This window comes from Paraburkholderia dioscoreae (genome assembly GCF_902459535.1).
GTDB lineage: Bacteria > Pseudomonadota > Gammaproteobacteria > Burkholderiales > Burkholderiaceae > Paraburkholderia > Paraburkholderia dioscoreae.
This window is the reverse complement of record NZ_LR699553.1, coordinates 1,711,079-1,729,997: the sequence shown is the minus strand read 5'-3', so window position 1 is coordinate 1,729,997 and position 18,919 is coordinate 1,711,079. Positions and strand designations below refer to the sequence as shown.

General features: G+C 64.8%; 10 protein-coding genes and 1 pseudogene. 3 read left to right on the top strand and 8 right to left on the bottom strand.

Annotation, left to right across the window (positions count from 1 at the left end; genetic code table 11):
* The first annotated feature begins 21 nt into the window (after window positions 1-21).
* The gene (locus PDMSB3_RS07650; RefSeq protein WP_007182308.1) at window positions 22-1,344 is read left to right on the top strand and encodes a sensor domain-containing phosphodiesterase; all 1,323 of its coding nucleotides are present in this window, start codon (window positions 22-24) and stop codon (window positions 1,342-1,344) included.
* Here the strand turns inward: PDMSB3_RS07650 and arfB are convergent.
* The gene (arfB, locus tag PDMSB3_RS07645; RefSeq protein ID WP_007182309.1) at window positions 1,341-1,745 is read right to left on the bottom strand and encodes an alternative ribosome rescue aminoacyl-tRNA hydrolase ArfB; all 405 of its coding nucleotides are present in this window, start codon (window positions 1,743-1,745) and stop codon (window positions 1,341-1,343) included. The two genes, PDMSB3_RS07650 and arfB, sit on opposite strands and share 4 nt — an antisense overlap.
* Before the next feature lie 151 nt (window positions 1,746-1,896).
* On the opposite strand from arfB, the gene PDMSB3_RS07640 reads away from it, so the two are divergent.
* Window positions 1,897-2,538: a VC0807 family protein gene (locus PDMSB3_RS07640; protein WP_165185638.1), complete on the top strand. Its 642-nt coding sequence runs from the start codon at window positions 1,897-1,899 to the stop codon at window positions 2,536-2,538.
* Window positions 2,539-2,630: 92 nt separating this feature from the next.
* Here the strand turns inward: PDMSB3_RS07640 and PDMSB3_RS07635 are convergent, their stop codons facing one another.
* From PDMSB3_RS07635 to recC, 3 genes are read right to left on the bottom strand one after another with little or no spacing between them, the layout of a single operon-like run.
* Window positions 2,631-4,745, bottom strand: coding sequence for an AAA family ATPase (locus tag PDMSB3_RS07635; RefSeq protein WP_007182311.1), 2,115 nt, complete (start codon window positions 4,743-4,745; stop codon window positions 2,631-2,633).
* The gene (recB, locus tag PDMSB3_RS07630; RefSeq protein WP_165185636.1) at window positions 4,742-8,434 is read right to left on the bottom strand and encodes an exodeoxyribonuclease V subunit beta; all 3,693 of its coding nucleotides are present in this window, start codon (window positions 8,432-8,434) and stop codon (window positions 4,742-4,744) included. The genes PDMSB3_RS07635 and recB overlap by 4 nt, the downstream gene beginning before the upstream one ends.
* Window positions 8,431-11,814: an exodeoxyribonuclease V subunit gamma gene (recC, locus tag PDMSB3_RS07625; protein WP_165185633.1), complete on the bottom strand. Its 3,384-nt coding sequence runs from the start codon at window positions 11,812-11,814 to the stop codon at window positions 8,431-8,433. The genes recB and recC overlap by 4 nt, the downstream gene beginning before the upstream one ends.
* 203 nt (window positions 11,815-12,017) lie before the next feature.
* Here recC and PDMSB3_RS07620 point away from each other — a divergent pair, with 203 nt between their 5' ends.
* Window positions 12,018-14,651, top strand: coding sequence for an FUSC family protein (locus PDMSB3_RS07620; protein ID WP_007182314.1), 2,634 nt, complete (start codon window positions 12,018-12,020; stop codon window positions 14,649-14,651).
* 135 nt (window positions 14,652-14,786) lie between these two features.
* On the opposite strand, the gene PDMSB3_RS07615 is transcribed toward PDMSB3_RS07620, so the two are convergent.
* The 4 genes and pseudogenes from PDMSB3_RS07615 to PDMSB3_RS07600 all read right to left on the bottom strand — a co-directional run.
* On the bottom strand, window positions 14,787-14,996 hold the full coding sequence (locus PDMSB3_RS07615) for a hypothetical protein (protein WP_007182315.1): 210 nt from the start codon (window positions 14,994-14,996) through the stop codon (window positions 14,787-14,789).
* 169 nt (window positions 14,997-15,165) lie between these two features.
* On the bottom strand, window positions 15,166-16,920 hold the full coding sequence (locus PDMSB3_RS07610; protein WP_165185630.1) for a ShlB/FhaC/HecB family hemolysin secretion/activation protein: 1,755 nt from the start codon (window positions 16,918-16,920) through the stop codon (window positions 15,166-15,168).
* A gap of 48 nt (window positions 16,921-16,968) precedes the next feature.
* The gene (locus tag PDMSB3_RS07605; protein ID WP_165185628.1) at window positions 16,969-17,598 is read right to left on the bottom strand and encodes a hypothetical protein; all 630 of its coding nucleotides are present in this window, start codon (window positions 17,596-17,598) and stop codon (window positions 16,969-16,971) included.
* Between the two features lie 825 nt (window positions 17,599-18,423).
* A pseudogene (locus PDMSB3_RS07600) lies at window positions 18,424-18,580 on the bottom strand (IS3 family transposase); the annotation flags it as partial.
* Between the last annotated feature and the right edge of the window lie 339 nt (window positions 18,581-18,919).

Below are 18,919 nucleotides of genomic sequence, written 5' to 3'. Positions count from 1 at the left end.
TCCGCTTGCCGCGAAGCCGCCATGTCCGCTCTCCTGCCCGCCTTTATGCCATCCGTCAGCGAATTGACCCTGAGCGGCCTGCTCCCGCATCTTGCCCGGCACGAGTCCGGCTGGACCGCGACCTGGCGCGCGCTGACTTTGCACAGCGTGTTCCAGCCGGTGCTGTCGGTGACGCACCAGTGCGTCGTCGGCTATGAGGGGCTGCTGCGCGCGTTCGACCCGGTCGGCCTGCCGGTTTCGCCGGAAGTGCTCTTCTCCGGCACCCGTTCGGCCGCCGACGCGCGCGAGCTCGACCGGATCGCGCGCTGCCTGCACGTGGCGAACTTCATGGAGCAAGGCATCAGCACCGGCTGGCTCTTTCTGAATACGCGCCCACAGGTATTCGAAACCGGCTGGCCGCAACGCGCGTTCATCGACGAACTGTCGGCGCACTTCGGTCTGCCGCAGGAGCGCATCGTGATCGAAGTGCTCGAACAGCCTGCGGACGACGAATCCGCCGTCGCCAGCATGCTCGCCGCCTCGCACCCGCGCGACTTTCTGATCGCGATCGACGACTTCGGCACCGGCTTCTCGAACTTCGACCGCGTATGGCGCTTCCGTCCCGATATCGTCAAGCTCGACCGTTCGCTGGTCGCGCGCGCCGGCAAGCGCGAAGGCGACGACTCGATGATCAGCCACCTGATCGCGATGCTCCATCAGTCAGGCACGCTGGTGCTGGCCGAAGGCGTCGAAACCGACGAAGAACTGATGATCCTGATGGAGGCCGACGTCGATTTCGTGCAGGGTTTCTGGCTCGGTCAGCCGAAGAGTTCCGTGCAGGCGGCCTGCGCGAAAGTGCCGGAGCTGATCGACTCGATGTGGAGCAAGTTCGCCGACTACCAACGCAGGCATGCCGGCCATCAGCGGCTCGGGTTCGAAGGTTTCGCTGAAGCGGTGCTGGCCGCCGCCGAAACCTACCAGGCCACCGGCGATCTGCGCCAGGCAGCGCAAAAGGTGTGGCATCTGCCTGAAGCACGCCGTGTGTTCATCACCGACGGACAGGGCGAGCAGACCCTGCCTTCGGTCACGGCCGCCTCGGTGCCGCCGCCGCCGCTGCGGCTCGCGCCGCTCTATAGCGACACGCGCAGCAACTGGTCGCGGCGAGCCTATTTCAAGCACGCGCTCGCCGCGCCGGGGCGTGTCGCGATGATGGGTCCGCACTATTCGCTCGCCGACGGCCAGGACTGCTATACCGCCGCTCTCGCGTTCGAGCATGACGGCACTCATGTGCTCTGCGTCGACTTCGTGCCGACCACCGCCACGCCGGACCTGCGCCCGGTAGCGGGACGCGGCGGCAAGCGCTAATCGTCCACCCGGCCGCGGCCGGATTTGATCTCGCTGCGTTTGGCCTTGCCGTCGAGGCGCCGCAGGTTCGACGCGCGCGTCGGCCGGGTCGCGAAGCGGGGCTTGCGCGTGACGCTGACGCTTTCAATCAGTTCATCGAGTCGCGCCAGCGCCGCCGCGCGGTTCATCTCCTGAGTCCGATGCTCCTGCGCCTTGATGATCACGACGCCGTCGCGCGTGAGCCGGTGATCGGACAGCGCCAGCAGACGCATTTTCAACACCTCCGGCAACGACGAAGCGCGCACGTCGAAGCGCAAGTGAATGGCGCTCGAAACCTTGTTGACGTTCTGGCCGCCCGCTCCTTGCGCGCGCACTGCGGTCAGTTCGATTTCGTTCGATGGGATCGGATAGCGGGATGTCATGACACGGGATTGGGCTGGAAGACGTGAGTGTACACAGTGCGCCCCCACGCCGATTACGGACTATCGGGCGCGCTTGCGTAGGCGAAAAACTATTTGCATCGGCACCGCCGCTTCATCGATACTGCGCTTTTCGCTTACAGCGTAAATTCACATGAAGCTCCGTCCGGGTTTTGTGCTGGAACTGGCCGTCAACTTCCTGCTGCCATGGCTCGCTTACCGGCTCGCGCTGCCGCATCTGGGCGAGACTGGCGCGTTGATCGCGTCCGCCGTGCCGCCGATCCTCTGGAGTCTGGTCGAACTCGTGCGATTCCGGCGCGTCGACGCGCTGAGCGTGATGGTGGTGTCCGGCATCGTGCTCTCGGTTGCGGCGATGGCACTCGGCGGCAGTCCGCGCATGCTGCTGTTGCGCGAGTCGCTGGTGTCTGGCGCGGTCGGCGTGGTGTTTCTTCTTTCACTACCCATGCGCCGACCGCTGATCTTCTATCTTGCGCGCGCCACCGTTGCCCGCGAAATGGAAGGCGGCGCCGCGCGCTTCGAAACGCTGTGGCAGGAGCGCCCGGCGCTGGTCGCCGCGATGCGCCTGATGACGCTGGTGTGGGGCGTCGGCCTGACCGGCGAAACGGCGCTGCGTGCGTGGATGGCGCTCACCTGGCCGATCGAGCGCTTCCTCGTGGTTTCCCCGTTCACCGGCTACGGCATTTATGGCGGCCTGACGCTGTGGACGCTGTGGTATCGAAAGACCATGCGCGCGCGGGTCGAGGCGCGCGTGCAGTCGGGTGGAGCTGCTGGTTGAACGGTTCCGGCGCGCAATGCGGCCGTCTGCCGTTCAGTTTGTCTAGTTATCCGACCTGCCGTTGCCGGCAACGCAGCTGCTCCCACGTCATGCTATTCAGCGCCACGCCACACTTCCGCTATCCGCGCGGCCAAGCCCGAATCGCGCTGTGTCGGCGTTTCAATGGCTTGCGCCAGCACGGCGCGAGCCCCGACCACTTCCACCCGCTCACGCGCGCGGGTGATCGCCGTGTACACCAACTCGCGCGACAACACCCGGCTGAATACCGACGGCAGCATTAGCACCGCATGCTCGAACTCCGAGCCTTGCGACTTGTGAACCGTGAGCGCGAATGCGGTGTCGTGCGGCGGAAGCGCCGCCGGCGACACCGCTCGCAAGCCGCCGTCGCCGGTACGGAAATACACCCGCAACGCGCCGCTTGCGCCCGGCAGCGCTATGCCGATGTCGCCGTTGAACAGACCCAGTGCGTAGTCGTTGCGCGTCACCATTACGGGACGCCCGGCGAACCACTGCGCGCCCACTGCCAGCGTCACACCGGCCGAGCGCCGCACCTGCGCCGCCATCGCCGCATTCACCTGATCGACGCCGCGCGGCCCCGAACGGGTCGCGCACAGAATGCGGAAACGGTTCAACGCGTCGAAAAGCGGTAACGGGTCGGGCGTTTCGGCTGCAAGCGCTGCAGCCAGCGCATCGGCGTAGGGCGCGAAGCCTGCGGCAAGACGCGCGACGGTGCGCTCGGCAAGCGTCGCATGGGTGTCTTCGTAAAGCGCCGCTGCGCAAGGTTCCGAGGGATCAGCGTGTAGGACGTCGAGCGCCGCGCTCGCCGAGCCGTTACGGATCGCAAGCGACAGGCGGCCGATCGGCGATTCGAGACCGAACCGATAGTTACGCTCGAGCCAGACGACGCAATCGGCGAGCGGATTTAACGCGTGCGGTGCCGGACCCGGCGATGACGCGGCACCGTCAAAAAGCTCACCCGCGAGCGGTTCATTAAAGACGTCCTGCGAATCCGCACAGGCGAACAGATCGTCGGGCCGCGCTTCGAAAGCGTCCGGCGCATTGGACTGCTTGAAAGAACCGGTGCGCTCCTCGCCCAAGCTGCGCGATGCGTGCGGCAACGCCTGCGTCAGCCGCGATTCGTCGATGCCGAGCGCCTCCGCGATCCGCCGCAAACCATCTTGCGTGAACGCCGGACGCGCGCTGAGTTCGGCGAACACCGCGCCGGCTTCCACAGCGGCCAGTTGGTCCTTGTCGCCCAACATCACGAGACGCGTCTGCGGTGCAAGAGCGTCGAGCAGATGCGCGGCCATCGCGACATCGATCATGGACGCCTCGTCGATCACCACGACGTCGTAAGGCAGCGGATTGTCCCGATGATGCCGGAAGCGCCCGCCCGGCCCGGAACCGAGCAACCGATGCAATGTGTACGACGTCTGCGGCAAACGGGCCGCGAGTTCGGGCGGCAAATCGCCGGCACGCCCTAGCAAGGCCTCCTGCATGCGTTGTGCCGCTTTGCCCGTGGGCGCCGCCAGTGCGATTCTCAGATCAGAGCGCGCATCGAGCAGGCAGGCAAGCACGCCGACCACGGTGGTGGTCTTGCCGGTGCCGGGTCCGCCGCTGACGATAGTGAGTTGTCCCGACAGCGCCATAACCACCGCGACACGTTGCCAGTCGACTTCGTTGTCTTTCGGCGTGCCGAAGTAGCGCAGCAGGCGCTCGTGCAAGGTCTGCGCGTTGCCGCCTGCTTCAGCACCGAGAGCGGCACGGGAACTGACACCCGCTCCAGCATGCGCGACCAGCGCGCGCGCAAGCCGCCGCTCGTAATCGTAATAGCGAGCCAGATACAACCGCCCTTGCCCATCCACCACCAACGGCCGCAACGCTGCCGCGCTTTGCGAGCCATCGCTCGCCATGCCGCTCGCGAACAGCGCCGCGCGCACTTCGGCACTCGATGCCTCGAAGCGTCGCGCCAGCAACGCGAGCGGCACGCACACGTGGCCCTCGGCCGTCGCGCGGCTCGCGGCGAACGCGCCCCGCGCCGCCCATTTGACCGCCTCCGCCGATGCACCGCCGCGCCGCGCCAGCGTGCCGATGCGACGCGCAAACCCTTCCGCGAGCGCGGTGCTGAAATCGGCCGGCGCGGGCAGATTCACGCCGATGTCGTCGAGTTCGGGCGGCACAGACGCACTCTGTTCGAACGTGCTCATGCGACACCTCCGATCATCGCCGCATCGAGCAGCGCGACCAGTTCGAATGCCGGGCGCCGCCTGTGCACGCCCGCCGGCCCGTCGGCGTCATGCCAATGCGGACGTACGCCGCGCACGAACAGATACAGATAGCCGCCGATGTGCGTGTCGTACGAATAATCGCGCACCCGCGTTTTCAGGTAACGATGCAATGCGACCGTATAAAGCAGCGCCTGCAGGTGATACGCGTGACTCGCCATAGCCGCTTCGAGCGGCGCGGCGGCGTAGTCGGCGGCCGTGTCGCCCAGATGGTTCGACTTCCAGTCGACGATCCAGAAACGTCCGTCGTGCTCGACGATCATGTCGATAAATCCTTTGACGAACCCGCGCAGCACGCCGGGTTCCAGTGCGACGTCAGGATAGCCGTGTTCGATCAGCAGTTCCCGCAACGCAGGGAAATCCAGCGACGGCGCCGCGAACAGAAACTCGAGCTCGTTCAGACGCCGGCGCGGATCCAGATTCGCGAGCCTCATGCCGGGCTGCAGTTCGGTAGCGACCACGTCCCGGAGCAGGTTGTGCATCATCGCAGGCAGGCGCGCGGCGAGCTCAGGCGCAGCCGGCGCCGGACGCTCGCGCAGCGCGCCGCGAATGGCGTCGGTCCACGTAGGCGGCGCGGTGAAATCGGCGAGTTCGAACATGCGGTGCAGACAGTCGCCCGCCGCCGCGCCGCGCGGAAACGCGAGAACATCGTCTTCCGCGTGGGCTTGAGGGTGCGGTGCAGGCACCGGCGTGACCACGAGCGCATCGGCGATTTCGTCGTGATCGGGGCGCACTTCTTCCACCGGCGCGTGCGCCTCATCAGCTTTGCTGCCCGCGGCGATCAGGCCGCTGAAACTCGCCATGCGCCACTGATCGCGCAGCGGCCTGCGATTGGCCCGCGCCTGCATATGCGCGCTGCGGTCCTGCAGGCTTTCCAGCGGCACGCGGCGCTCGGGCCTCGGCAAGGGCTGCAGCGTGATCGACCCACCCGCCAGCGCCTGCCAGCGCGCCGACAACGCGGCTTCGTCGGGCGGCTCGGCGAGCCAGTCGTCGAAACTGTGGCCGCTGCCGCCCACCAGCCAGTTCAGCACGCTGCGGCGCGATTCCCTGGTTGAGCGCGACGACTGATACGTGCCGGCAACCAGATAGCAGCGGTACACCGCGCGCGTCAACGCCACGTAGACGAGCCGCGCCCGCTCCGCCGCCTGCTCGCGCACCGCGTAGCGCGACGCATGTTCGGCTTCTTCGTCGTCGCAACCGTAGTGCAGCACCGCTGTGCCTGTTTCGTCGTGGTACTCGCGGGCATCCGGCAAGCCGGACGACGGCGGCTCGCGCAACGCGCCATCGTTCAGGAACGGACAGAACACCACCGCGTATTCGAGCCCTTTCGATTTGTGGACGGTAACGATCTGCACGAGGTTGCGATCCGATTCGAGTCGCAACTGCGCCTCTTCGCCACCGCCCTGGGTGCGTTGCGCGGCGAGCCAGCGCAAGGTCGGTGCTATACCTGGTTGCGTCGCGGCGCGCGCCTGCACGAGTTCGGCCAGGTGGTTCACGTTCGTCAGACGACGCTCGCCGTCCGGTCCGGCAACCAGCCGTTGCGCGACACGCAGCTCACGCATCAGCGTGCGCCACATCACCGCGAAGCCGCGCTCATGCCACAGCGTGCGGTAGCGCGAAAAACGTTCCACCCAGCCCATCGCGTCGGCGGCGTGCGCGGGGTCGTCGGCGGGCGACGGCGCGTCGGCCACCTGCTCGAGACGCCACAACGCGGCGGCGTCGAGGCCCAGCCAGTCGGTTGCCAGCGCGGCGCGCAAACGGCGCAGATCGCCCGGCGTATCGACCGCGGCGAGCACGCGTTCGATCTGCTCGGCATCGAGCGTCGCGAACACCGACGCCTGCGCCAGTTCCACGCTGCCGACACCCCACGCGGCCAGCACGCGTTTGATCAGACTGCCCTGCTTGTGCGTTTGCACCAGCACGGCGATGTTGCCCGGCGCGAGCGGCGCGTCGCCGATCGTCACCATGCCTTCGCGCGCGCCGCGCAGCAGCCGCACGATCTCGGCGGCGCACGCCTCGCTCGCTTCGCGCTGAGCCTCGCGCTTGTTCAATGCGGCATCGCCCTGCGGCAAGGTCCAGATACGGAAGTCGCCGGCGCTCGCCTGCGGGTCGGAGAACGGTGGCCTGCGCCGTTCGCCCGCACGCACCGGCTGATAGTCGAGACCGTCCAGCACGAATGCCTGAGGATTGGCTTCGAAGAGCCGATTGCATGCCTCGACGATCGGCGCGGTCGAGCGCTGATTGACGGCCAGCGTGTAGCACGCGGATGCCGCCTCGCGCGCCGCCAGATAGGTATGCAGATCCGCCGCGCGAAAACTGTAGATCGCCTGCTTCGGATCGCCGACCAGAAACAGCGGACCGGCCGGCGCGAAAATGCGGCTGAAGATCGCGAACTGCAGCGGATCGGTGTCCTGAAACTCGTCGATCAGCGCAGCCGGATAACGCGCGCGCAAAGCGTCGGCAAGCCAGGGGTGCGCGGCGAGCGCGCGATACAGGTTGGACAGCAGATCGTCGAACGACACGACCCGGCGTGTGCGCTTGCGCGCCACCAGTTCGGCGGGTGCGTAGTCGAGCCAGGCCTGCACGAGCGAGAGCCAGCGCGCGCGTTGCGCGGCTTCGGCCGCGACCACGGCCGCCGCCAGCGCTTCAGCGTGTTCGAAGAACGGATGCACGGGCGGCTCGAACTTCACCTTGGTGGCCTTCTTCAAGGCTGAAGCCGTCAGCTTCAACGCCGCTTTCGGCGGCGGCGCATGGCAGTCGCCCTGCGCGAAGTATTCGGTCCATGCGGCGATGGCGCCGCTCACATGATCGGGCTTGTGCGAAGTCTTGCTCAAGCGCTCCTGCGCCTCGGCCAGCAAACTGACGATCGTGTCGCGCTCTGCATGCCAGAGCTCGCAGGCCGCATCGAAGCCTGCTTGCGGATCCGCGCCATTGCCGCTCGTGTCGAGCTTACCCCAGCGCAACTGCGCCAACGGCTTTTTCAGACGCCGCGCGAGCTGCTCGTCGAGTGAAGCGGGACCGGCGTGTTTGGCCACCAGCCACGCGGCAAATGCGGGATGCGCATGTGCCACCGGCTCCACCTGCTCGCGCCAGAAATCAGCCGCCATTTCGAAGCGCAAGGCCGCGTCGTCGGCTTCCATTTCGAAAGCGAACGGCATGGCCGCGGCAAACGGCGCTTCCTGCAACGCGCGCTGACAGAATGCGTGAATGGTGTGGATCGCCGCCTGGTCGAAGGTGCGCAGCGCGCGTCGCACCATTTTCAAGGCGGCCTCGCGCTCGATGCCCCGCTCCGGCGCCAGCGTCGTTTCAAAGAGACGGCGGACGAACGGATCGCCGCCGTCGTCGTCCATTTCGATCGCCCGGTGCAGTTCGGCGAGACGGCCGCGAATGCGCTCGTGCAATTCCGCCGTCGCCGCCTTAGTGAACGTGACGACCAGAATCTGATCCGCATTCAGGTTCTTTTCGAGCAGCAGCCGCACATACAACGCGCAAATATTCCAGGTCTTGCCGGTGCCCGCCGAAGCCTCGATCTGATTCACGCCGTCGAGCGAACAGGCGAAGACGTCGAGTTCCTCGGCCACCAGCGCGTAACTCCGCTTGCCCCCGCTCATGACGCGCTCCGCAGATGCTGGATGAGCGGCTTGAACACGATCGCGGCGAGACTGCCGAACGGTTCCTCGAGCGTGAGCGGCGTGCCGCGCAAGGCGATGCGCAACGCGGGGTCGTCGGACTCGCCGCGCACGCGGTCGTTGATCCAGACGCCCAGCGCCGCGGATTCGCTTTCGCTGACCCGGGCCCACGCGCTCTTCGGGAAAAAGCGCAGCGGCAGCATGCGCCCTGCCTTGAACAACGCGGCAAGCGGCGCCAGTTCGTCGAGCGGCGCGGCGACCGGTGTGAGTTCGAAGCTCTCGCCGCTGCCATGCCATACGGTGCGGCGCGGACCGTCCGGCCGTGCGGCGCAATACACCAGATGCGCGAGCCACGCCGACAGATAGTCGCGTGCGGTAGGTTTGGCGTAGCGGAAAATCACTTGTCCTGTTTCGGTGAGCAGATTCAGACTGCCGTGCAGTTGCAGCGGCGTTTGCGCGGCTTGCCGCAGCAGCGCGTCATGCGGGCCGAAAAGCGGGCCGGCGATCTCCGCGCTCTCCGGCCAGCGCGGTGCGATGTCGAGCACGAACGGCAAACGCTCGACACCCGAAGCCGCTTCGCGGCGCACGCTGTCGGCAAGCTGGCGCAACGCGCCGAGCTCACGTGCGCGCCACACCGCGCCGGTCGCGCCGCCCGGCAATTCCGGGCTGGCCGCCGCCACGCGGCGCACGCGTTCGAAGATGACGTCGTCTTCCGTAGCGGCGTCGAGCAGGACTGGCAAAAGACGATCCGCCAATGCATCGCGCCCGGCGTAATCCAGTTCGAACGGCTCGGTGTCGAGCAATTCGCCCTGTGCGTCCGACAACACGATGCCCAGCCGGTCACGCAACAACGCCCGCGCAGGATGACGCCAGAAGCGCACGAATTCGTCGAAGGCGATCGGCGCCGGCTCTTCTGGCGGCAAGGGTCGATCGAAGAAAGGTGCGGCGGCGGGATGTGCGGGCGCGGCCAGTAACGTGGCCAGCTCGGCGCGATCCGCGTCGTAGCTGAAGAGACCGGATTGCGGCGAGAAATAGTCCGATGCGAATGCCTGCAACGGATGTTCGACAATGAACGCATGCCGCGCGCTCTCGACTTCAGCCGGACTCGCGCCCTCGCCCGCCGACACCTGCGCAAGATGGTCGAGCAATTCGTCGACCAGCGCGGCCGGCGGCAATGGCGAGTTGTCGCGAATGCTGCGGCCCGTATAAGCAATGAAGAGGCGATCGCGCGCGGCGAGCAGCAGATCGAGGAACAGATTGCGTTCGTCGTCGCGCCGCTGGCGGTCGCCGGCTTTGCCGAACGCGGCCATCAGATCGAACTCGTCGGCGCGCGCGAGACTCGGCAGCACACCGTCGTCCATGCCGAGCAGGCACACCACGCGATACGGCAACCCGCGCAAACTGGTCAACGACGAAAACGTCACGCTGCCCCAGGGCACGCCGCCGCGCGCCGGGTCGTCGAGCGCTTCGGTGAGCGCGCCGCGCACCACTGCGGCGGGCATCGCGACCTCTTGCGCGCCGGCTTGCATTGCGTCACCCATTTGGTCGATCGCGTCGCGCACGGCGGCGAGCGAATGGGCGAATTCAACGCCGCCGTCGAAACACTGCGCGAGCGTGTCGAGCAGCAGTTGGGTCCATTCGGCAGGCGTGCGTTCGACCGCGCAATTCGCCGCGAAGCTGTCAATGTCGTCCACGAAGCGCGACAGGCGGCCGAGCAGCTCGGCATCCGCGCCGTCGGCGCCTTCGACCGGCAGCCACGCGTCAACCGGTTCGCCGCCGTCCGGCATGGCGTAGCCGAGATACAGACGCGTAAGCGCATCCGCCAACGTATGACGCGCGATCGGCACATGTTCGCCGGTCGGCTCGACCGGTGAAAGCCCACGACGCGCGCCGGCCGCGGCCAGCCATTCCTGTGCGGCTTCGAGCGAACTCGCGTCGATCCCGTAACGCACGGCAATGGCGTCGACACGCAACCATTCGATCAGGTCCGGCGCGCCCACGCTGCGCTCGGGCAAGGCCAGCCAATCGAGCAGCAACCGCGCGACCGGATTGGCCTGCGACGGCGGCAAGCCGGTGATCCGATACGGAATGCGGCGGGTGTCGCCAGGCGGCGTGGTGCCGAACACGGCGTCGATCAAGGGGCCGGCCGCCGCGAGATCGGATACGGCGACCAGCACGTCGGACGGCTGAAGGTCGTCGAATTCGTCGAACCAGCCGAGCAGGCGATCGTGCAGCACTTCGAGCTGCCGCGACAGACTGTGGCAAACGTGGACCTCAATGCCTTGCTCGATCAGCAGTTCGTCGGCGTCGGTCTCCTTGCGCAGATCGAGGATGCCGTTCTGCACGGCGGCAAGCCAGCTCGGTTGCGGATTTTCCGTGAAATCGCCGGTCTCGCCGGAGGCCGCGCTCTCGGTCAGCTCGTGCAGCATGTGCAATTGCGCCTGGGTCTGCCGGCCCCACTCGGCGAGCAGCGGATGGCCGACTTCCTGATAGTCGAGCTGGCCGGCGGCGTCGAGCGCCTGAACACGCCCTTCGCTGACCACGTCGAACCAGAACTCGCGGCACGGGTTCATCACGTACAGGCGCACGTCGACCCAGCGCGAAAGCGCGCGCAGCAGCGCCACGTGCAACGGCGGCATGGTGGGCAGCGCGAAAACGCTGACCGCTTCGGGCCACTGTGCGTTCGAGATGGCCTCGAGATCGAGCGTGCCGATTTCATCCAGAAAACGGTAGGCGGGCGGCAACGCGGCTGCGGCCGTTTGCCCGTTTCCCGCCAGTTCCGCGAGCACCGCGCGCCACAATGCGGCTTGCCAGCGCTCGTCTTCGCGCGCCGCTTCGCTCGCGCCGACAAGACGCGGGCCGGAGTCGTCCGCCGCACCGCTCGCGAAGATCGAGCCGCCCTTCTGCCATTGCAGCAGCCATTCCGGGCGATACGTCAGATAGTGGTCGAGCACGGTCGCCACGCGCCGCGCCAGTTCGTAGCGCATCGAAGCGTCCGCCGCGTCGAGATACGTGCGCAGACGCGGCGACGCATTCCAGGGCAGCGTTTCTCCCCCGTCGTTCAGTTGGCCCAGCAGCCGGTAGCAGCGCCATACGAGCCGGTCTGGCGCGAACGGCGAATGCTTCGGCACCTCGATCACGCCGCCGATCTGCGCCCACAGCCATTGCGCGAGATAACCAAAGTTGACATTCGCGCAGATGCCCTGGCGCGCGGCGATATCGAGCTCGAGACGGCGCCGCACGGCAGCGCTCGGGACGATCACGGGCTGCGCGGTCCAGGGGTCGGACGGCGCTTGCGCCAGGTCGTCGAGCAGCGCGCCGACAAGCGTTTCGTAGCGGTTCGAGTAGAAGAGCTGGAGCATGGATCCTGGGGTTTGCATGCGGCACTGGCGGAACGCCGGAGCCGCGACAGACAGTGAAGCGACAGCATAACAAACGCATGCTCAACGCAGAACCTGGCCGAACGGACGAGGTCAGATCACCCATGAAATCAGTTAGACTCGACGGCAGTTTGGGTCTGCCCCTTCAACCGCGGTTTTCTCAGTGAATGGAATCCAGGCAGTCGATGCGCTATTCGGTCGAAATAAAAAAATTCCTCTATAGCCAGTACTTTTATGGCGGCCTGCGCATCGCAGTCGGCGTGTCGTTACCGGCGGTACTGTGCCTGATCGTGTTTCACGATCGCGATCTCGGCTTCACGATCGCCACCGGCGCGCTCGGCGCGTGTGTGGTCGACATGCCGGGTCCGCTCAAGTACAAGCACAACGAAATGCTGGCGTGCACGGTGATCGGCTTCCTGTCCGCGCTCGCCACCGGCCTCGCCACCGTGAACGCGGTGGCGCTGTGGTGCACCGTCGTGCCGCTCACCTTCCTGCTGTCGCTGATCGTCGTATATGGCAACCGCTGGCCGCAGATCAGCTTTGCCACGCTGTTCATGATGACCATGACGCTGGAAGAGCATTTCACGCCGGTGCAGGCGCTCGTCAACGCCTCGTGGATTCTGGTGGGCGGCCTCTGGTACACCTACTGGTCGACCTTTGTGAGCCGCTGGATGATGCACCGCATCGAACAGCAGGCGCTGGCCGAAAGCGTGTTCGCGTGCGCCGATTATCTGCTGGCGCGCGCCCAGTTCTACGACCTCGATAACGATCTGGACGAGTGTTATCGCAACCTGGTCGACAAGCAGATCGCCGCGGTGGAGCGCCAGGATGCCGCACGCGACATCGTGCTGCGCAACCTGCCCAAGCTCAAGAGCGGCAAGCTCGAGCCGCGCCGTGCCATGCTGTTCAATCTGTTCATCAACACAGTCGATCTGCACGAGCTGTTTGTCGGCGCGCACACCGATTACCCGCTGGTGCGCAACACGTTCGGCGGCTCCGATCTGCTGGTGTTCTATCGCGATCTGATCCGCAAGGCGGCCGCCGATCTCGAGGAGATCGGGCTCGCGGTGCTGCAAAACCAGGCGCCACGTACACGTGTGAACGTCAAGGCGGAATTGCGCGCCATCGAATTCGAAATCGAGTTGATGCGCAAACAGAACCTGCCGGCAAAAAACCATGAGGCCTATGCGGCGATCTCGTCGACTTTCCGGCGCATCTGGAGCGCCACGCGCCTGATCGACAAGATGCGCAAGAGTCTCTCGAACGAACCCAGCACTACCGAGACCGAATTGCGCCTCGACCAGGCGCTCACGCGTTTCGTGTCGAGCCGCCGCGTGCCGTTCGGCCAGATCTTCTCGAACCTGACAATGGCCTCGCCGAGCTTCCGCCATGCGCTGCGCGTGACGATCGCGGTCGCCGTGGGCTTCTGGCTCGGCCGTCTGCTTCCGCTCACCAACGCGTACTGGATCGTGATGACCACCGTCATCATTCTGAAGCCCGGCTATTCGCTCACCAAGCAGCGCAACGGGCAGCGGATCGTCGGCACGCTGATCGGCTGCGCGGCAAGCATCGCGCTGATCGTATTCGTCAAGGAACCTCACATCCTGCTGGTCGTGATGTTCGCGTCGATGGTCATGAGCTACAGTCTGCTGCTGTTCAATTACACGGCGAGCGTGGTGTTCACCTCGTCGTATGTGCTGCTCATGTTCCATCTGCTCGCGCCGGGCAGCATGCGCATCATCGGCGAGCGCGCGATCGATACCGTGGTGGGCTGCGCAATCGCAATTGCGGCAAGCCACCTGTTCCCGTACTGGGAATACCGTTTGATGGGCAAGCTCGTCAACAACATGATCAGCGCGACGCGTCAATACCTGGAAGCAAGCTGGTGGTGGAGCGGCAAGCCGGCCGCGGCGGTGGTCGCCACCGTGACCGAGGCCGGCGCGCGCGCGCCCGCGGCGGCGATGGCCGATCCGGCGATCGACTTCGGCAAACCGGCGCTCGCGACGGCAGGCGGTGGCGTAAGCGCGGCGGCGGGCAGAGGCGTAGGTGTTGGTCCGAACGGCGGAGCAGGCGGTGCGGTAAGTCAGGGTGTAAGCGCTGCCTCAAGCGGTGGCGCAAGCGGTGCAGCAAGCCAAGGCGTAAGTGCTGCCTCAAGCGGCCGCGCAAGCGCCTCTGAAGGCAACAACGCAAACGCTCAAGCGGCCGTGGATGCCGATGCAGCAATACCGCCTGCCGACGTCGGCGCAGGCACCACCACGGTCAGCAATCCGACCGCGAAGCCGGCCTCCGGCGCCTCCGCTGCCGCCGCAGCCGCGGCAACCGCGCTCGATCGCGATTACCGCTACCGGCTCGCCCGCAAGAACGTCCACGTAGCGTTCGCCAATCTGGGCCAGGCGTTTCAACGCATGATGCTCGAACCGAAGTCCGCGCAAAAGTTCGTGCCGGAACTGAACGGCCTGCTGGTGCGCAGCCACGTCCTCGCTTCGCAGATCACCGCGGCCGCGCCGCTGCTGCGCACCACGGCGCAACAACAGGCCGAAGGCATCTCGCTACAGCCGCTGCAACGCGCGTTGAGCGTGGTGCGCGACAATCTCACCGAAGCCGAAACCGGCACCGCGCCGCCCGCCGATCAGGCCGAGCAGATCAAGCAGTTGAACCGTGAGCTCGATGCGATGGTGGTCGAAACGGAAAAGTCGCCGGACTATTCGGCGGACGCCGTGCACGATATGAAATTGCTTGCGCATCAATGCAAGCAGATGCTGGCGGCGGCGGCATTGATCCGCAAGGATGCAAGCGTGATTCGCCTGCCGGATGAGTGAAACGGCGTGGCGTGAGCCGACATCTCGCGTTGTGCGGCCGGTGTGCTCTTACGTTTTGGATAGGTCGGCGTTTTGCCTGGCGGCGAGCGTCGCTCGACGATCAGGCGCGATGCTCAAACCAGAGTGCGTGCAGTCTTACTGAGCCGCGCCGCTTGCCGGCTTCGCCGCGGTGGCCGCTGCCGCCGCGTCCGATGAAATCGACGGTGCCGGTTCGTTCTGGCTGTCGAAATCGTGCTTTTCCTTGATGGCGTTATAGAAGAGCGTGGCGATCACCAGCAGTACCGCGACCACGATGAAGACAGCAATGCCAAAGGTCGGGTTCTTCTTGCGCGGCGGTTTGTTCATGAGGCGGGCTCGGTTCGCGAGGCTGTCGCGGATGGGGTCTGGGAAGGCGGCATTCTACGCCCACCGAGCTTGCACTCGGCTTGCAATGGGCACAGACCAGGTGTCAAAGGGCATGCAAGCGCGCTATGGCTATAGATCCGAACGGTGGGACTGACAAACGCCCAGGGGTCTAGAACTGTGCGGTCAACTGAAAACCCGCGGAGACTCGCGCGGTCGGAAATCCCGACGGCTTGTAAATCGGCGTACCGGCGAAAAGGTCGTACGCTAAGCTGCCGAGACGAGCCGGCATGCTCCCGCGCAGACCGATCACTGCGCCCGCCAGTTGCGTGCCCGCGAGAAAGGCGGTACTGGGGCCGAAAACCTGGCCATAGTCGATACCCGCATAGAACGAATGTCGCGTCTGGCCGATCGGCAGCTGGAGTTCGTTTCGCCAGTAAAAACCGCGCTCCGCCGCGAGCAGCGTTTCCCCGTCGAAGCCGCGCACCGTGTAGCGGCTGCCGATGGTCAGGTCATCGATGTAGTTCAGCGTGTTGTTCGTGAACTGACCGTGAAAGGTCGTCACATATCGCAGGCTCTGGCTCGCGACAGAAAACGGCACCGACAGGTTCGCATCGAACACGGCCATGTGAAAGCGGTACGTCGGGCCGTTCGCCGTATCGGGCATCGCACCGAGCCAGCCGATGCCCTCCCGGTAGGCCAGCGTGCCGTCGAACTGTGCGGCGCCGAAGTAGTGGCGGTCGGTCAGCCCTGCCTCGATGAACGTGTTGTCGCGATGCTGCTGCGGAATTTCGGTGTCCTCGATGAAGCTTGCGCCCCAGCGTTTGGTCAGTTGCGCCTCAAAGCCGAACACGTCGTCCTGGCTGCGGCGCAACACACGTTGCAGTTTCAGCCCTGCTATCTGTGAATTGCCGCTTGATACAAACGTCTGGTTCACCGCAGCGATCTGCTGGTAATAAGTATTCGTGTTGCCGAAGAGCGTAGCCGTCCAGTAACCCCAGGGAACCGAATAGGAGCCGTTCCAGCCGTGCGAGCCGAGGCTTTTGTCTCCCAGTTCGAGGTCCTGATTCGCGCCCACGTTGAATATGTCGTTCAGTCCGAGTGGATTGTCGATGCCGACGCCGAGGTTGCCTTGCAGCTTGCCGGTGGCCCGCGTGCCTGAGTTGTCGACGGAAGCAACGACGCTCCACGGCTTTGTGCGTTTTACGGTGATCTCCACATCGCTCTCGCCCGGTGTTCCGGTCGGCACGACCTGCATGTCGACATCCTGACTCGCGACGCGCTTCATCTGTTCGAGTCCCTGTTCGAGATCGCGCAGGTCGAGCAGATCGCCGCCGCGTGCCGGAAATGCCGACTTCCACGTGCCACGCGTTGCGGAGTCGGCGAAGCGTAACTGGCGAATAACACCGGGCACGAGCGAGAAGCGCAGCGTGCCTTTCGACAGGTCCTGTTCCGGGACAAGGACGCGCGTGGTGATGTAGCCCCGGCTGAGAATCACCTGCGCGAGGCCCTTGACGATCAACTCGACGCCCTGCTTGCCGACGCATTGTCCGCTGTAGTGATCGAGCCATTCGCGGGCAAAGGCAAAGCGGTCCTGCGGCAGCGCCGAGGCGGCTTGTGCACGAACGGCATCGGGCAAGGTCTCCGGTATGTCCAGAACGAATGACTGGATGCGGAAGCAGGGAGTCCCGGCAGGCAGTTCAGGCCAGCCGGCGGCCTTGGGCGTACCTGCGCGGACGACGGGCGCATTGACCGCCTGGGCGCGCTCCTGGGCTTGTCGTTGCTGCTCGATGAGTTGCTGTTGCTGCGCCGCGCTGCGTGCGGCATTTGCAAAATCGGGTAAAGGCGGCGACGTTTGCGCCGAAACGCCGAAAGCCGTCAGCGTCACTCCTGCCGACAGTGCTCTCGCAACGCGTAAGTGTTGCATTGGTCTTGTTCTCTACTGGTTATTATTGATCTGACTGCGTGACGCTTTTCACGGCCCCCGTTTTGGCGCGGTCTCTGTGCCCGACGACGGACACCTGGATGCGTACTGCGTTTCAACAGGTTCGTCCAGTCCACTGGCGTCGATGTGGCGAACCTCGATCGAGCAGTTCGGGGCCCTACGCCCTTCGTCCTGCAAAAGCAGATACGCGTCGTAATCCTGGCCGGCGATCGGCGTGAAGGTCATCTCGTGCGGCTTGCAGGACCACGAATAGCCGCCGTATTTGCCGCCTGCGTCCCCGGCCGTACTCAGCGCCAACGTGATCGGCTGCCCGGCCGGAATCACGTATTCCCGGATCATGTCCTTGAAACGCAGACCTTCGACACGCATCCAGGGCCGGGGACTCTGTGGCATGCCAATCACGACGCTGCGTGACGAGTATTTGTAGCGCGCCATGAAACCGTCGTCGACATTGACTCGCTGTGGGTCGCTTTCCCATGCATTGGAGTAGCACGCCCCCACTCTGAACGACGCGGCTTGCTGGTCGTTGCCCGACTTGATACGCACACGTGCTGAAATACGAGGATCGTAGTCGGGAGTTCCAGTTGTGACGTAATGCGCTGGCGCGCATCCGGCGGTGAATGCGAAGGTGAAGAGGATACCTGCTGTCAATGTGCGCATTATTGCGCCTCCTTTATTATCATTGGCTCTCCGGCTGGAATGTGAAATGGGATTGCACTCTAACCCCTTGTGCGGCAAGGAATGACGATCACTTCGTCGGCTTTTAAAGGGGTTGGCCTACGTGAAACGTGCAGTCGAGAGCGATTGACTTATCCAGCCCGACGAGCTTGTTCATTTCTATTGCTTTATCGGCGTGAACGTGACGGTCGCTTCGGTATGCGGCGTGAATATTTAGATACTGCTCTTGCTGCGTTAAGGTTAAACACCGCCCCGGAAGTAATCGGACCGTAATAATAAATCTTCCTGGCCGAAAACTGTGCGCTAATTGCGCTGTTGATAGGTGGAGCAGCGGTCGTCGCCTCTGTTACGGATTGGTCCAATAAGGCTTTGCAGTGCTGTCGTGTGTGCTTGCGGCATTTGGACTCACGTCTGTGCTCGGGAATGCCTGTTTGCTGTTGGCAACGTATGAATCTGGCGATCACCGCCACCCGCCGGCGACCCGACCGCGCTGCCGGCGTTGCCGACTGCGGCAATCGTGCGCAGAGAGGGCCCTGAGCCCGTTCATCCTGACTGCTAGCAGCCGCCTGCGACTGCTGGATCGTGTTATTGATCGCATCCCCCTGCACTACCGCCCAGCCCGAGCGTGACGCCGCTCGTCTTCGTCTCCTGCGTCTCGTCATGGTGATTCGTACCCGTCGCCGCATCGGGCGTGGCGCTCGCAGCCTTGCCTGTCACATCCCGCGCCGCGATCACATCCCGTACGAACAGGGCAAACGGACTGCTTTTCCGTGGATGCAGGTCACCGACGCGATGCTCGAATACATGGGACTCCTGCCCGGACAGCCATTCGATGGGTGCACTTGCCGGCGTCGTGTCGAAGCGTTGCTCGACCGCTGCGAGCATCACATCACGCACGACGGCCGCTATGGCCGCCAGTAGTCGCTGCCCAACTGATAGCTTCCCGGTCATGGCAGTCCAGCGCAGGCTCGTCATCATGCCGGACTGAATGACCCCATAAACAACAGACCCGGCGCAAGGCCGGGTTTGTTGTTTCAGCTAAAGAAGATATTCTTTACCACCACGTACGCGATGAAGCTCATCAGCGCCGTGAAGACAACCGCACCCACTATTTTCTGGCCTCTTGTTTTAGGCGTTGAGCCAGGAATACCAACCATAGTTACCAACCCACAGCATGGACTCATTGTCACCAAGCTTGAATATTATTCGGCAGAGCCCCGCAACTACAAATGACCAAAGCCCCGCACCACACAATGCGGATACTCGGCCCAGCATTTCACTGCGAGACATGCCGCCTTTGTCA